Origin of the sequence: Pseudoalteromonas sp. BZB3 (assembly GCF_040104455.1) — a bacterium.
GTDB lineage: Bacteria > Pseudomonadota > Gammaproteobacteria > Enterobacterales > Alteromonadaceae > Pseudoalteromonas.
Window position 1 is genome coordinate 136,479 of sequence record NZ_JBECOS010000009.1, and the last position, 14,781, is coordinate 151,259.

Annotated in this window: 11 protein-coding genes; 9 read left to right on the forward strand and 2 right to left on the reverse strand. The window is 39.4% G+C overall.

Annotated elements, in window-relative coordinates; all coding sequences use genetic code 11:
• Positions 1–78: 78 nt before the first annotated feature.
• From ABMY35_RS08820 to ABMY35_RS08840, 5 genes are all read left to right on the forward strand, one after another.
• The gene (locus ABMY35_RS08820; protein WP_349285867.1) at positions 79–345 is read left to right on the forward strand and encodes a hypothetical protein; all 267 of its coding nucleotides are present in this window, start codon (positions 79–81) and stop codon (positions 343–345) included.
• A gap of 51 nt (positions 346–396) precedes the next feature.
• Positions 397–795 carry a fosfomycin resistance glutathione transferase gene (fos, locus tag ABMY35_RS08825; protein WP_349285868.1) on the forward strand — a complete coding sequence of 133 codons (399 nt, stop codon included), beginning with the start codon at positions 397–399 and terminating at the stop codon, positions 793–795.
• Positions 796–1,180: 385 nt separating this feature from the next.
• A complete protein-coding gene (locus ABMY35_RS08830) occupies positions 1,181–3,019 on the forward strand; it encodes a S8 family serine peptidase (protein WP_349285869.1) in 1,839 nt (612 codons plus the stop codon).
• Positions 3,020–3,107: 88 nt separating this feature from the next.
• Positions 3,108–3,617, forward strand: a complete 510-nt coding sequence (locus ABMY35_RS08835; RefSeq protein WP_349285870.1) for a GNAT family N-acetyltransferase — start codon at positions 3,108–3,110, stop codon at positions 3,615–3,617.
• A gap of 504 nt (positions 3,618–4,121) precedes the next feature.
• Positions 4,122–5,912: an endonuclease gene (locus ABMY35_RS08840; RefSeq protein ID WP_349285871.1), complete on the forward strand. Its 1,791-nt coding sequence runs from the start codon at positions 4,122–4,124 to the stop codon at positions 5,910–5,912.
• 55 nt (positions 5,913–5,967) lie between these two features.
• Here ABMY35_RS08840 and ABMY35_RS08845 read toward each other — a convergent pair whose 3' ends face one another.
• Together ABMY35_RS08845 and ABMY35_RS08850 are read right to left on the reverse strand one after the other, a co-directional pair.
• Positions 5,968–6,651 carry a LytTR family DNA-binding domain-containing protein gene (locus ABMY35_RS08845; RefSeq protein ID WP_349285872.1) on the reverse strand — a complete coding sequence of 228 codons (684 nt, stop codon included), beginning with the start codon at positions 6,649–6,651 and terminating at the stop codon, positions 5,968–5,970.
• Positions 6,648–7,718: a histidine kinase gene (locus ABMY35_RS08850; protein WP_349285873.1), complete on the reverse strand. Its 1,071-nt coding sequence runs from the start codon at positions 7,716–7,718 to the stop codon at positions 6,648–6,650. The genes ABMY35_RS08845 and ABMY35_RS08850 overlap by 4 nt, the downstream gene beginning before the upstream one ends.
• Before the next feature lie 662 nt (positions 7,719–8,380).
• Here ABMY35_RS08850 and ABMY35_RS08855 point away from each other — a divergent pair.
• From ABMY35_RS08855 to ABMY35_RS08870, 4 genes are all read left to right on the forward strand, one after another.
• Positions 8,381–9,247, forward strand: coding sequence for an ABC transporter ATP-binding protein (locus ABMY35_RS08855; protein WP_349285874.1), 867 nt, complete (start codon positions 8,381–8,383; stop codon positions 9,245–9,247).
• Complete coding sequence (locus tag ABMY35_RS08860; protein WP_349285875.1) at positions 9,234–11,612, forward strand: hypothetical protein; 2,379 nt, start codon at positions 9,234–9,236, stop codon at positions 11,610–11,612. Before ABMY35_RS08855 ends, ABMY35_RS08860 begins: the two co-directional genes overlap by 14 nt.
• Before the next feature lie 159 nt (positions 11,613–11,771).
• On the forward strand, positions 11,772–12,413 hold the full coding sequence (locus ABMY35_RS08865; protein ID WP_349285876.1) for a protocatechuate 3,4-dioxygenase: 642 nt from the start codon (positions 11,772–11,774) through the stop codon (positions 12,411–12,413).
• A 123-nt stretch (positions 12,414–12,536) separates the two neighbouring features.
• A complete protein-coding gene (locus tag ABMY35_RS08870) occupies positions 12,537–14,723 on the forward strand; it encodes an OsmC domain/YcaO domain-containing protein (RefSeq protein ID WP_349285877.1) in 2,187 nt (728 codons plus the stop codon).
• The last annotated feature ends 58 nt before the right edge of the window (positions 14,724–14,781 follow it).

Genomic DNA, 14,781 nt, shown 5'->3' on the forward strand with positions numbered 1-14,781 from the left:
TCACCCATTCAATGAAATGAATTGATTTCAATAAATACAAAAATTAAAAACAATGTCATTTAAACAAGGAGTTTATTTATGTCTCATCAAACTTTATCGAAATTAGTGATGAAATGGGCTATCGCTACACTGGCTATCGTGTGTGCAATGCAAATGCTCTCGACTTATATTGAGTTTATTTATCTTACTGAGGACGATTCAATTGGTTTAGATACTCTAGGTAACAACAACTTTTCTGCACTCGTGATAGCTATTGTTATGGTGTTTTCTTGTATCAAAGATGTGTCATTAAAACTTTTAAAGGAAATTAACGAAAAAGCTAAAGGCACTGCAAATGAGCTTTAATAAGCAAGTCTGTTAATCACGATTTGGTTTAAGTTCTTTTTGGAGAAAACCATGCTTTTGGGGATCAATCATATAACCATCGCAGTAAGTGATTTAGATAGCTCTATTTTGTTCTATCGCGATATTTTAGGGTTCACGGCACATGTAAAGTGGGACAATGGCGCTTACTTATCTGTTGGTGAGCTATGGTTTTGCTTGTCATGTGATGATCCCTGTAGCAAAGATGACTATAGCCATATTGCTTTTGATATTGCACCTGATCAATTTGAGGATTTTAAAGCGCGTGTTCTTTCAAAGGGGGTGTCACAGTGGAAAAACAACAAAAGTGAAGGTTTGTCACTTTATATTTTGGACCCAGACGGTCATAAATTAGAAATACATGTGGGTGATCTTCAAACCAGACTGTCATCTTTGAAAGCTCATCCATATAAAGGTCTGGTCTGGCTTTGAATATAAACTTACCAGGTCCTATAAAGCGAATAACATTTTACAGAAGCTGATTTCCTGTTTTTGATCAGATAAAACCATTTTATTTTTGACTCTTTTCAATAAAGTGGTTAACAAATTCAGATAAAACTGAAGGGATAAAATCTAGTATAACTAAGTTTAACAGGTCAGACATGTTAAATGTAAGGTTAGCAAAGTCAGCTTTTAGACCCCGAATAAACTGGGCTTAGTATCATTTTTACACTGATTGTTTAGCTTAGTTAGTTATATGTTATTGCCTGATATTGTAGATAATCATAATTTTAAATTTGATTTTACATTTTCTTAAAGTTACTTTTGTACTGTAAAAGGGACAAATCTAATAATTCATAAAAATAGAGAAAGTAAGATGAAATCTAAATTTAAAAAAAGCTTAATTTGCGCAGCAATCTTAAGTTCGAGCGTTGCTGTCGCGAACACAGCGCTAGACTCAAATAACAAAAAAGCTGATTATCTAATTACTTATGAAGCATCTAGCCTTCCAGCTGAGTATCAACAACAAATCATCAAAAACATCACTCAAGTTGCTAAAGGTACTGTAGGTTTAATTTCGTTAACAGAAGAGCAAGCAGGTGCGCTTCAGCAAATTTCTGGTGTGCGTGTAGAGCTAGATGTAGAACGATTTGCAATTCTTCCTCAGTCTCCAAGTAATTTTGTGCTGGAACAAGTTGACAGCGATGTCACTGTGGCGAACTTCACGAACAATGAGTTCGAAAATCTAGCTCAACAAGAAGTAACTCCTTACGGCATTACATTGACTAAGTCTGATTTGGTTGCTGATCCTGCGAATAATGGCATCAAAGTGTGTGTTATCGATTCAGGTATCCAAGGCAACCACGAAGAGTTTGCAGCAACTAATTTGAGCGGTAACCACAGTGATTACTCTGATTTTTGGTTTAACGATGCCGTTGATCACGGTACACACGTAGCGGGTACTATCATTGCTAACCGTGATGGTAAAGGTGTCGTAGGTGTGGTTTCTAATGGTGCCGTAGACACATATGTGCAAAAGCTATCTCGTACAGCACATGGTGCAAACTCAGGTTTCAGAACTTCACATATTCTAGAAACAATGGAAGTGTGTGCGAACCAAGGTGCGAACATCATTAATATGTCACTAGGTGGTTCTCGTTCATCTGATACTGAGCGTGATGTAGTAGACCGTTTGACTAATCGTGGTGTGTTAATTGTTGCAGCAGCAGGCAACCATGGTTCAACAGCGACTGATGGTGATGATTCATACCTATTCCCAGCGTCATACAAAAATGTTATGTCAGTCGCGTCAGTTGATCAGAATACTGAAATTTCTACTTTCTCTGCGGTTAACGATCAAGTTGAAATTGCAGCGCCGGGTACACGTGTACTTTCTACTGTTGATAGCGAGTCTGTAAATGTAAATCGCTTTATCTGGAATGCGAAAACTGGCGGTTATTTCTCTTCTGGCTTTAAGCAAATTGATGCAGGTAATACACCTTATCCGCGTATCTCACAATTAAGCGAAAGCTGTTTCTACAAAATCCCATTTGATGCATTCTTAAGCCAGTACTTTGACGGTACATTAAGTGCTACTGACAAAGCGGGTTTTGATGCTGCAACAGCAGCATGTCAAGCAAATGAAGGTCAGGTTCTAGTAACATACTTCGATGTGCCAGCAGGTATTCCTGACTGGGTATCAAGAGACGTTCATAATATTGACTACGCAACTGATTTCCCAACATTAACCGTTGCAAATGTGGTTGGTGAATTAATTAATAGCAGTGGCCTGATGCTAACTGAATACAACAAGTACGGTTATGAGTATAAGTCAGGTACATCAATGGCAACGCCGCATGTATCTGGTGTTGCAGCGAAAGTATGGAGCCACTTCCCAAATTGTACAGGCTCTCAAATCCGCGATGTTCTTAACTTTACTGCAACGGATATCGGTGCTGAAGGTAAAGATCACGAGTTTGGTCATGGTTTAGTTGATGCAAAAGCTGCATATGACTTTATCGCAGCAAATGGCTGTGATGTACCAGAATCAACATGTCCAAAAGCATGGTACGAAAACCAAGCTTATACGAAAGGCGATCAAGTAACCTTAAACGGTCAAATTTTCGAGGCTAATTATTGGACTAAAAATGATCTGCCATCAGAAAATGAAGGTCAATATAAGCAGTGGAAACTTGCAGGTAGTTGTGCACTGTAATTAATGGTTTGATATGAAAATAAAAAATGGCTTGTCTTTGTACAAGCCATTTTTTATTTTACAAGGAAAGATAAAATAAAAAGAAGTTATGAAAGAAAAATTCGCATTACGAAAAGCCACAGAGCAAGATGTCACTTGTTTGTCTGTTTTGAGTAGCAAAGTCTGGTTAGCGACTTATGCGAAAGAAGGAGTTAAACCTGAGTATGCAGACTTTGTAGTTCATAACTTCAATACTGAATCATTTCTGCAAGACATAAATAGTCCATATAAAACCATTTTAGTCGCTGAACAAGAGGGCATTCTGCAAGGTTATTTGCTCGCAAATGGACAGAGCCATTATCAAGGTCAATCTAAGTTTGGCTATGAAATTGAACGCCTTTATGTTGATACTCAATTTAAAGGGCAGGGTATCGGAAAAGCACTTCTGCAAAGGTGCCAAAATGAGTTAGGCCCTAAGTTCTGGCTTTATACCTGGGTTGAAAATGACGCTAATGACTTTTATAAACATTTAGGGCTTATTAATATCGGACAATTAATGTTCGATTTTCATGGCGTAAAAATTCAGAATTGGGTTTACTCTAGTGCTAAGTTAGCCTAAATGCCTCAGTTGTTTTGACTTAAAATAAGTTTTCTCACCATCAGCTCCCATAATTTCTTTATCATGGCATCTAAAGCACATATCAAATTACGCGCCTATTTAATCTGGTTCATAAAACTTAAAGTAGCCTGAATGTTTCAAAAGCAGAGAAAACGAAACTCACTGACTTGAGTGATTTTCGGAGATTTGAATTTACCAACCACATTAAATTCATTAGCTACAAACTCTTACCACCTAGATCTCACAATCTCAATGTCTTTAGTCCGCGCGCGATCCTTTTTAAGTAAATAAATGTAAATCAAGTAACTGCTTGTTTAATATAAATTATTTTTATTATTGAAATTTTGACAGCGTTGACACGTTAGATAACTTATTCTTTTGTTATCTTTTTGTAATAAATTAGAGTGTATACTTCTGCGCGCTGACATGGGGTCAGCTTTTGGAAGCGGTTTGCAAAGGAAGGTGAATATAAAAATAAATCTTAATTAAAACAAACGGTTAATTATGAAACTCTCACTTAGATTGACATCTATGGCGATGCTGATGAGCTCGTTGTCAGGTGTAACCTTGGCTGCTGCGCCACAAAACTATTACCAGAACATTGATAATGCAAATGCAACAACACTGAAACAAAGCTTGCATATAATTATTAAAGGTCACACAAAAATTCCTTATACATCATCAAATACAGATACTTGGGATGTGCTAGAAAAAGCCGATGAAAACCCAGATAACAACTCTCAAGTTGTTGATGTATATAAAAATGCAGTTTACACCAAAGTGGGCGGCGGCAATACTAACTACAACCGCGAACACTCTTGGCCGAAGTCTTATGGTTTTCCAAAAGATGGTAGTCAAAATTTGGCGTATACAGACCTGCATCACTTATTTATTTCAAATGGTAGCTACAATTCGAGCAGAAATAACAAACCTTATGCAAACTGTACTAGTGCATCTTGTTCAATAAAAACTACTGATGTGAATAACAATCGCGGTGGCTCATCTTCTGAAGTGAATCTAACTATGGGCTCAGGTCCGTTAGATGGTATTTGGCAAACTTGGCCGGGCCGTCGTGGTGATGTAGCCCGTGCATTAATGTACTTAGCAGTGCGCTATGAAGGTGGTACAAATGCCAATGGTTTTGTAGAGCCTGATCTTATTTTGACCGATGATCGCAGTAAAATTGAAGCCTCTAAGACGGGTGGTAATGAAGCTGTTGCTTATATGGGTTTAAAAACAGTGCTTATTCAATGGCACAAAGACGATCCAGTTGATGATTTTGAGCGCCGTCGTAACGATGTGATTTTCCAATATCAAGGTAACCGTAACCCATTTATCGATCACCCTGAATTTGCAGCATGTATCTTTGAAAGTGACTGTTCAGGCGTAGGTGCTGGCACTGGCGGTGGCGATACCGGTGGTGGTGACACGGGTAGCAGTGACGCAACACCTTGGATAAATGAACTCCACTATGATAACAATGGTTCAGATGTAAACGAAGGTGTTGAAATCGCAGGCGCTGCGGGGGTAGATCTAAGTGGTTGGCAGCTAGTAGCTTATAACGGTAACGGCGGAGCGGCATACAAAACTATCTCACTTTCAGGCACTTTAGCTGATCAGCAATCTGGTTTTGGCACTAAATTTTTCGCCATGAGTGGCCTACAAAATGGTGGTCCTGACGGTATCGCATTAGTCGATAACACTGGCAAGCTGGTTCAATTCTTAAGTTATGAAGGTACCTTTACTGCAACCGATGGTGCTGCTCAAGGTCAATCTTCAACAGCAATTCCTGTATCTGAAACCTCATCTACTGCAGTAGGTCATGCGTTACAACTTACTGGCTCAGGTTCAAAGTACAGTGACTTCACTTGGCAAGTAACGGCTTCAACGTACAATCAAGTGAATGCAGGTCAAAGTTTTAATGGCGGTACACCGGTTACTGAACCTGTGGTTGAAGAAACATTCTTTGAAATGAATAGTGTTTCTTCTATTCCTGACAACAGCGTAATGACATCAACGCTTGATGTTGATAACTCAACGACATCTGGCACTGCAACCGTAAAGGTGAATATTAGCCATACATACCGTGGTGATATTAGTCTAGTGTTGACCTCGCCAACAGGTGCTCAATATCAACTTAAGAATTATAATGGTCGCGATAGTGCTGATAATGTCGTTGAGTATTACACGGTGAATTTGTCGGGTAGTGTAAAAGGTATTTGGCAATTAAGAGTGCAAGATCACTACAATCAAGACGTAGGTACATTAAACGCTTGGTCGATTAAGATTAACTAAAGTTTTTTTTAGTAAAAAGCCCGCTTTGTTAAGCGGGCTTTTTTATTGAATTAGGTTAGCTGCTTTTTAGCAATACTTTTGTGTCATCAATAAATAGCTTGCTGACTTTCTTAGTTTGTCCATCACTGAGCGTGACGTCTTTGCTTGTAACGCTATGGATGTGCGTTAGATTAATCACCGTTGATTTATTGATTTGTACGAAGTTTTCTTTTGGTAATTCATCGATTAAAGATTTTAACGTGGTATTGGCGAGTATCATGGTGTCTTTAACCCATACTTTTACATAGTTACCGTAAGATTCGAGGTATGTAATGTCTGTAAGGGTGACTTTTTCTAAACTTCTACCTACTTTGAGGGTTAAAGACGTTGCTGTATTTGAGCTGGTCGCTACAAAAGAGAGCTTATTAATGGCTTGCGCAAAACGAGTTTCATTGACGGGTTTTAACAAGTAGTCGACCACATTGAGTTCAAAGCCGTCTATGGCATATTCAGGGTGGGCGCTAACGATGATCACTGGCGGGCACTGTTTAACAACTTTTAGCATCTCAATACCAGTTAGGGCAGGCATGTTGATATCTAAAAATAATAAATCAATGTCTTGATTGGCTAATACTTGCAATGCTTCAACGGCACTATAGCACTGAGCGACAACCTCAAAATTAGGGTACTTTTTTAAATGATGAAGCAGCACTTGGTGTGCAATCGGCTCATCATCTATTAATACAACTTTATGTTTCATGTTAGCTCTATTTCTAAATTGCACTGCCAATGATCACCCTCAGGACCATAGTTTAATTGGTGAGTATTAGCATAAATGAGAGAAAGCCGTTTGCTTAAATTTTGTAAGCCAACGCCGGTATGCTCCTCGCTTTGCTTCATATCTTTGGCCATTTGGTCGCTAAAACTGTTTTCGCAGATTAAGGCTAAGCGATTACCTTCTAGCTGACAGTCAATTCGAATATTGCAACGCTCAAGGCTATTGGCTATTGCATGTTTAAAAGCATTTTCAATGGGCACAATGAGCAGCAGTGGTGCGATTTGATGTGCTGAGGTGTTGAGTCTTGGTAGGTTAACACTCAAATTAATATTGCCGCTTAATCTCACTTTTTGTAGCTCAATAAAGTGTTTGATGTAGTTGAGCTCATCTTCAAGAGAGACAAAGTCTTTGTGCCCTTTATACACAGAGTGTTGCAGCAAGCTCGATAAGTGTTCGATCAAGTTTGGCGCATCGTCAGACTGACAAAGCACTTTGCCATAAATATTGTTAAGTGAATTGAACAAAAAATGTGGGTTTATTTGCTGTTGCAGCAAAGTGAGCTCAGCCTGTTTGTTTTGCTGTTCTAATTCGAACAGCTTGCGCTCTGTTCTGTGGTGTCGACAGAGCAGAATAATCGGGGTGCTAAGTGCTATTAAGCTGAAAGTAAACACATAGTTTTGTGGTTGAAAAATACCTTGTGCATTTGAAGGTATGAGTAACAATGTTTGCCCAGATATGGGTAATACATTAATGAGGGAAAACACAATCGGTGTGCAGATAAGTAAGTAGACGAATGTACCGCACAAATAATTAAATAAACCGAATTGCCCAAGTAGTTTTGCGATGAGAAAACGCTTGTTCAACCAATAAATTACCCAGATAAGTGCTGCAATAATACTAGATTGTATGCCAGTCCAAATAAGCGCTTTAAACTCTGTCACTCCTACGTCTAGGCTGATAACTAGGGTATTAGGGGTGAGTGTTAAAGCTTCATCATGGCTGTTGGCTAAACACATCAAAATAACCCAAGCCCCTAGTGCTATAAGCATAAATAGGTCTTCAATTTTTATGGTTTGTAAGTACCCACTATTTATGCTCCTCAACTTAAATTTGACCAAAGGTATAAAGATACTACACAGACTCAAGCCAATAAAAATCATTACGCCATTAAAACTAAGGTGAGCATTCAAAAAAGTTGGTTGCAGTGTTTGTAAGGTAAAAAGGGCGACGGGGTAAACAACGAAACCAAGAGACCAATAAATAAGCCGCTTCAATATGTACTTATTATAAGTAGCTAAATGAGCAAGTAGCATAGGCAAACTCATCATACCGACTTCAATGAATGTGCTTATATACACTAAAGCGCTTGTCTGTTTTGCTGACAAAAATTGTAAGTGAGTCACAATCATGAGCGCGCATAGCATAGGCACAAAACGTGAAATAAATAGTGTCGGGCTGCTTTGGAACAATTGGCTCATAACGCTGTTTATAAAAAGTTTACTGCGAAAAGTAGATAATGCCACTATATCTTAAACACACAATATAAGGCGACCTAGAGCGCTTTTGAAGTGACGAAAGTGCATTTTTAAATGATGAAAAGCCATTTTTGTGCTTTATCATTTAAACAAAGCAAGACGTCATCAAGTAATAGTCAGTAATCAATTTACTCAATAGCATAAAACCACTGAACAAAGTTGAACAGAGGTGATACATGCTAGTTTTAACTGACATAAATAAGCAATATCCTGACGGCACACATGCCCTAAAGCAGATTAATCTAGAATTACACAAAGGTATGGTTGGCTTACTAGGACCAAATGGCGCCGGCAAATCAACCCTGATGCGAACGCTTGCCTGTTTACAAGCGCCAGATCAAGGCGACTATGCGTTTTTAGGCAAATCATGTTTGCAAGACCCTTCTATGCTACGCAAACAATTAGGCTACGTACCTCAGCATTTTGGTGTGTATCCCAATATGTCTTGCGAAGCATTATTAACCCATATTGCGGTGTTAAAAGGGTTATCGCCCCAGCAATACAAAAAGCAAATTCCAGAATTATTAGCGCTGACAAATTTAACTTCAGTTACTAAACGCCACGTTTCGACTTTTTCTGGGGGGATGAAACAGCGCTTTGGCATTGCTCAAGCTTTACTCGGTGAACCCAAATTACTGATCATGGATGAACCAACGTCAGGACTCGACCCCGCAGAGCGTGAGCGTTTACATGATGTTTTAGTTGAAATAAGCGCTGATAAATTAATCATTCTCTCTACCCACATAGTTGAAGACATTGAAAACCTTTGCCATCAAGTTGCTATGTTGATAGAAGGCCAAATCATCGACAGCGATGACGTAGAAACCTTAATTGCGCCACTAAATAACAAAATATGGTTGAGTGACACGCTTCCTGAGAGCCATGCTCAGGTTTTAAGTAAAAGCTATAAATATGGCAAGCCATCGTGGCGAATTTATAGTGAGCAACAGCCTACTGCGAATGCACGCCCTCAACTTGCAAAATTAGAAGACCGTTATTTTTTAGAGCTTCATAAAAAGGAGGCGCGTCATGCTAATAAATAATGAGTTGAAATACGCATATCGACAACCAATTGTATGGGTGGCGAGTATCGCTGTGTGTTTATTTAGCACTCTAATAGGTTTAGGTAGTTTGCATGAACAAAGCACGGTTAATGAGCTCTACCAAGTGTATGCGCTTTTGCAAATGTTGATAATGCCAGCGGCTTTTGCCGTAATTGCAGCCACTTTACTATTTAGAGACAGTACGTCGAACATGATGGCGCTTATCGATGTAACCCCTGTGTCTTTTCGGGTGCGATGGCGTACCAGAGTGTTTGTATCGACCGCTATTTTAAGTTTTCCCATGTTGTTCGGCTTTGTAGTCGTCTGTGGTGTATTTGCAAGTCAAACAACTTGGTTGATGGGTTTGCAAAGCTTCTTTTTGATCAGTCTATTTGGCATTGTTCAAAGTAGTTTTTTGCTGATATTAATCGCCTTTTATTTGGTTAAACGGTCATGTACGCCGTTTACCTTGTATGCCATCAGTGCTGACGTAGGCATTGTTTACATAGTCATTGGCGGTACTTTAGGGTTTCCGTTTTTGTCGGGCAGCGCGATAGTGAGTGAAATGTTTTATACATTTATGCTCTGGGCAGACCCGTTTGGTATAACGCCTTTGTTAGATATCAATGTTAGTGATCAAGCTTCAAATGTGCCCTTTATAGTTAATAGAATCGTTTATTTTATAGTGGGCGTGCTTGTGTTTTTGGCTTTGTCTAAAGTCAGTATTAATTTAAATGTTGAGCACAATAATAAAAAGGCGGTTAAAACTACTCAGGAAGAAACTAGACATCATTTTGTTTATAAGCGTCTACCCGATCTGCCTGTTGTTCATTTGCTTTTTTTAAACTTTAAAGTGTTGTTGAACTCAAAGCTTACCCCTGTCATTTTAGTTGTTTGGGCCAGTATTGTTCTCAATGAGGCACTTTCAACGTTGCTTTCAGCTCAAGCTTATAATCTCAATAACAGCATAACTTCACTCAATGCCGTCGCCTGGGACGTATATTTGCTATTTACTTCGGTGTGTCTGGCGCTCTGGAGCGGACTAGTTTGTTGGCATACCCAGCGTAACCAGTTTGCAGATGTATTGTCTTCGACACCAATTAGTAACTGGAAAAAAATCATGGCAGATATGGTTACATTGTTATTTTGCTTGTTGGTTTTAACTGTTTTTATGGGGGTTGCGAGCCTAATGGCTGAGCTCATAGCGGGTAGTGATATTTCGCTGTCGCACTATGTACAGCAAATAATATTTAGTCTAATACCACAAGCGCTATTGGCCGTGATATTTGTATGTATTCATCATATTGCTAAATCTGTGATTAAAGCAGGGCTGTGTATATTTGCATTGCTAATTATTAAGTTCACACCCATTACCTCGGCGCTGGGAATAACACACTTACTCTGGAATATTGCGGGTTCGCCATTGCAACCTGCCTCTCAAACAAAGCTGTTTTTAGAGAGTGAACAGGTATTTTTACCATTTATGCTGTTTTGGAGTCTGGTCGCTGCAACGCTTTGTGTATTTGCCGTAAAGCTGTCACATAGAGGGACAGGGTATGTGATAAATAAAAAAATTTGGAGCATGCCAGCTGTTGTGATGGTGTTACTAACGCTAGGAGTCGGTGGTGGTATGCATGTTCAAATAACCAATGAAAAACCTTTGACCTATCAAAAGCAAAGAATGCAGTGGCAAGCGCAATACGAGCAAGCCTTCAGGCACTTTGCCGACTTACCTAAACCAACAATGACAGAATTAGAGACTAAAATCGCGTTTTACCCAGAGCAAGGCAAAGCATACTTTGATGTGCAATACACGTTAAAAAATACCAGTGAATATCCAATCAGTCACTTTTTAGTTAGTCGAGATGGCAATCATAGAAACTGGAGTTTGACTCTGATAAACAGAGAAGGGGAAATAAAGCCACCTAAACTCAATCAGTATGAAATTGGATTAGCTAAACCATTAGAGGTCGGGCAGTCGCTTAACCTGAAAGTGAGCTTTATGCTCAAGCAAGTAATGTTTTGGCCAAGTTCAGAGCACTTGATAATTAAACCTAAGTGGTCACAAATCGCGGCGCAATCAATTTTACCTATGGTGGGTTATCAACCAGAGTTTGAAATTCAAAATCCTTTAGAAAGAGCAAACAAAGGGTTAATTGCAGAGCCATCTCAAACGGGAGAGCCTGTTAAAGCTATGCTAAGAACAACACTTTCGACCCAATTGAAGCATGAAAGCCAAGCGCCAGGCGTAATGGTAAAACAGTGGAAAGAAGATGGCAGAATGTTTTATCAGTTTTCAACAAACCAACCTATAGAGTTAGATGTTGTATGGCAGTCTGAGCCCAGAATAATTTTGCATGAATGATCTATTACCTTCCATAAGTTTATAAAAAATAAAGTTAAATTTATTTTAACTCTCGATTAGGAAAATAATAGAAGATTGATAAGACGAATAAATCGCTACGCTTTACAGTGAAAACCATGCAATGACAAAAAGCCTAGTTAAGCAGGTGAGGAGAATACAATGAAGCGCAGAGAATTTATTAAAAGTGCAGCCTTAGGCTCGATGGGCGGTTTACTTATAAGCCAAACGTTCGGTGCACAGGCTGGTGGTAAAATGTTAACCCCTAGGGAAGTCGAAGGGCCGTTTTACCCCATAACGCCGCAAAAAGACAAGGATGCAGATTTAACCCAAGTCGAAGGTAAAGTAGGGCGTGCCAAAGGCACAATTATAGAAATCTTTGGACAAGTGTTTGATCAAGATGGTAATGCCATTGAAGATGTAACCATAGATCTATGGCAGGCTAATAGTTATGGTAAATATCATCACCCTCACGATAACAGTGAAGCGCCAATTGACCCGCATTTCCAAGGGTGGGCGATTTTACAAAGTGGCAAACAAGGTCGCTTTAAGTTCAAAACTGTAATGCCGGGAGCATATCCGTTAAATGCACCGCAGCAACGTACACCTCATATCCATATAAAAATCAGTAAGTACGGTTATGAGTCTTTACTGACGCAGCTATATTTTCCCGATCAGCCTTTAAACGACAAAGATGGCTTGTTTAAACGTAAATCTAAGCAAGAGCAAAAAATGATGACGGCTAAAAAAACCAGTAAATTGAACGAGTATCGCTACGATATTTTTCTGCAAAAGGCATTTTAGTCTGCCGTTAGCGTTTTTTTATAATTAACCCAAGACAGTTGAGCAGAAAAAGCGGATAATTAGCGGTATTTTTAGAAAAGCGCTTACAAAGCATAGTAAGCGCGCGACCGTGGAAACCGCTCTATGGAAATCAAAGTTAACTTTCTTGATAATCTTCGAATTGAAGCGAAATTCGATGATTTCTCAATTATTGCCGATCAACCAATTCGTTATAAAGGTGATGGCTCAGCACCAAGCCCATTCGATTACTTCTTAGCTTCATCAGCAATGTGTGCGGCTTACTTTATTAAAGTGTACTGTAACGCCCGTGATATTCCGACTGATGGCATTCGTGTCGCGCAAAACAACATTGTTGATCCTGAAAATCGCTATAACCAGATTTTTAAAATTCAGGTAGAGATCCCAGAGCATATCTCTGAGAGAGATAGAGAAGGTATGTTGCGCGCGGTTGACCGCTGTACTGTGAAAAAGGTGATCCAAACTGGCCCTGATTTCCAACTTGAAACCGTTGAAAACCTAGACGCTGACGCGCAAGCGATGTTGATGACAACGCCAGAAGGCGGCACAGAGACATATATTTTAGGTAAAGACCTTCCGCTTGAGCAGACCATTGCCAATATGACATCGGTAATGGAAGACTTAGGCATGAAGATAGAAATTTCTTCATGGCGTAATATCGTACCGAATGTTTGGTCTTTGCATATCCGTGATGCGGCTTCTGAAATGTGCTTTACCAATGGTAAAGGTGCAACCAAAGAGAGCGCATTATGCTCGGCACTAGGTGAATTCATTGAGCGCTTAAGCTGTAATTTCTTCTACAACGACCAGTTCTTCGGTACTGAAATTGCCAATGCTGAATTTGTGCATTATCCAAATGAAAAATGGTTTAAGCCAAACGAACAAGATGAATTACCAACTGAGATCTTAGACGAATACACGCGCGAGATTTACGATCCAGAGGGTGAGTTATGTGGTTCGCACCTGATCGATACCAACTCAGGTAATGTTGAACGTGGTATTTGTTCAATTCCTTACACACGTCACTCAGACGGTGAAACGGTTTACTTCCCAACCAACTTAATCGAAAACTTATTCTTAAGTAATGGTATGAGTGCAGGTAATAACCTAGCTGAAGCGAAAGTTCAGTGTTTGTCTGAAATATTTGAGCGTGCGGTTAAGCGTCAGATCATCGAGCAAGAAATTGTATTACCAGATGTACCACAAGCCGTATTAGATAAGTTCCCAGGTATTGTTGAAGGTATTCAAGGTCTTGAAGATCAGGGCTTCCCGGTTGTAGTCAAAGACGCATCACTTGGCGGTCAATTCCCTGTTATGTGTGTGACGCTAATGAACCCAAAAACGGGTGGTGTATTTGCGTCATTCGGTGCCCACCCAAGCTTTGAAGTGGCCCTTGAGCGAAGCTTAACTGAGCTTCTGCAAGGTCGTAGCTTCGAGGGCTTAAACGACGTACCTAAGCCAACATTTAACAGCATGGCCGTGCAAGAGCCTGAGAACTTTGTTGAACACTTTATTGATTCAACAGGTAAAATTTCTTGGCGTTTCTTCAGTGCGAAGCACGATTATGAGTTTGTTGAATGGGACTTCTCAGGCACAACTGAAGAAGAGTCAGACAAGTTATTTGGTGTTTTAGAATCAATGGGTAAAGAAGCTTATGTGGCTGAATTTACACACATTGGTAACGCATGTCGTATTCTTGTACCAGACTACTCAGAAGTGTATCCGGTTGAAGACTTAATTTGGGATAACACCAATAAAGCCCTGCAATATCGTGAAGACATCTTAAATCTTCATCGTTTGAGTGAAGATGAATTGGCTGATTTAGTTGAGCGTTTAGAAGAGTCTGAACTAGACAACTACATCGACATCATCACATTAATTGGTATTGAGTTTGACGAAAACACAGTGTGGGGTCAGCTGACAATTCTTGAGCTTAAGCTATTAATTTATTTAGCGTTAGGTGATTTAGAAGCAACCAAAGAGTTGGTTGAAGCCTTCTTACAATACAACGACAACACCATTGTTGAACGTGGTTTATTTTACCAAGCGATGGATGCAACCTTAGAAGTAGCACTTGATGAAGAGCTTGAAATTGAAGATTACATTCACAGTTTCACACGCATGTTCGGTCAAGAAGTGATGGATGCTGTTGTCGGCTCAATCAATGGCGATGTAACTTTCTATGGTTTAACTGAAACCAGCATGAACCTTGAAGGCTTAGATAAGCATTTACGTTTAATCGAAAGCTATAAGAAACTACACGCTGCACGAGCACGTTTAACACAAAGCTAATTTTGGCTTCATAAATAAAAAATATTGAAAGGCGCTTGTTGATATAAGCGCCTTTTTT

What these genes read in the sequence shown, in the direction of transcription:
- ABMY35_RS08820 (WP_349285867.1), top strand. Translation starts at nt 79, where the DNA reads ATGTCTCATCAAACTTTATCGAAATTAGTGATGAAATGGGCTATCGCT.
- ABMY35_RS08865 (WP_349285876.1), top strand. Translation starts at nt 11,772, where the DNA reads ATGAAGCGCAGAGAATTTATTAAAAGTGCAGCCTTAGGCTCGATGGGC.
- ABMY35_RS08835 (WP_349285870.1), top strand. Translation starts at nt 3,108, where the DNA reads ATGAAAGAAAAATTCGCATTACGAAAAGCCACAGAGCAAGATGTCACT.
- ABMY35_RS08860 (WP_349285875.1), top strand. Translation starts at nt 9,234, where the DNA reads ATGCTAATAAATAATGAGTTGAAATACGCATATCGACAACCAATTGTA.
- ABMY35_RS08840 (WP_349285871.1), top strand. Translation starts at nt 4,122, where the DNA reads ATGAAACTCTCACTTAGATTGACATCTATGGCGATGCTGATGAGCTCG.
- fos (WP_349285868.1), top strand. Translation starts at nt 397, where the DNA reads ATGCTTTTGGGGATCAATCATATAACCATCGCAGTAAGTGATTTAGAT.
- ABMY35_RS08850 (WP_349285873.1), bottom strand. Translation starts at nt 7,718, where the DNA reads ATGCTTATAGCACTAGGGGCTTGGGTTATTTTGATGTGTTTAGCCAAC.
- ABMY35_RS08845 (WP_349285872.1), bottom strand. Translation starts at nt 6,651, where the DNA reads ATGAAACATAAAGTTGTATTAATAGATGATGAGCCGATTGCACACCAA.
- ABMY35_RS08855 (WP_349285874.1), top strand. Translation starts at nt 8,381, where the DNA reads ATGCTAGTTTTAACTGACATAAATAAGCAATATCCTGACGGCACACAT.
- ABMY35_RS08870 (WP_349285877.1), top strand. Translation starts at nt 12,537, where the DNA reads ATGGAAATCAAAGTTAACTTTCTTGATAATCTTCGAATTGAAGCGAAA.
- ABMY35_RS08830 (WP_349285869.1), top strand. Translation starts at nt 1,181, where the DNA reads ATGAAATCTAAATTTAAAAAAAGCTTAATTTGCGCAGCAATCTTAAGT.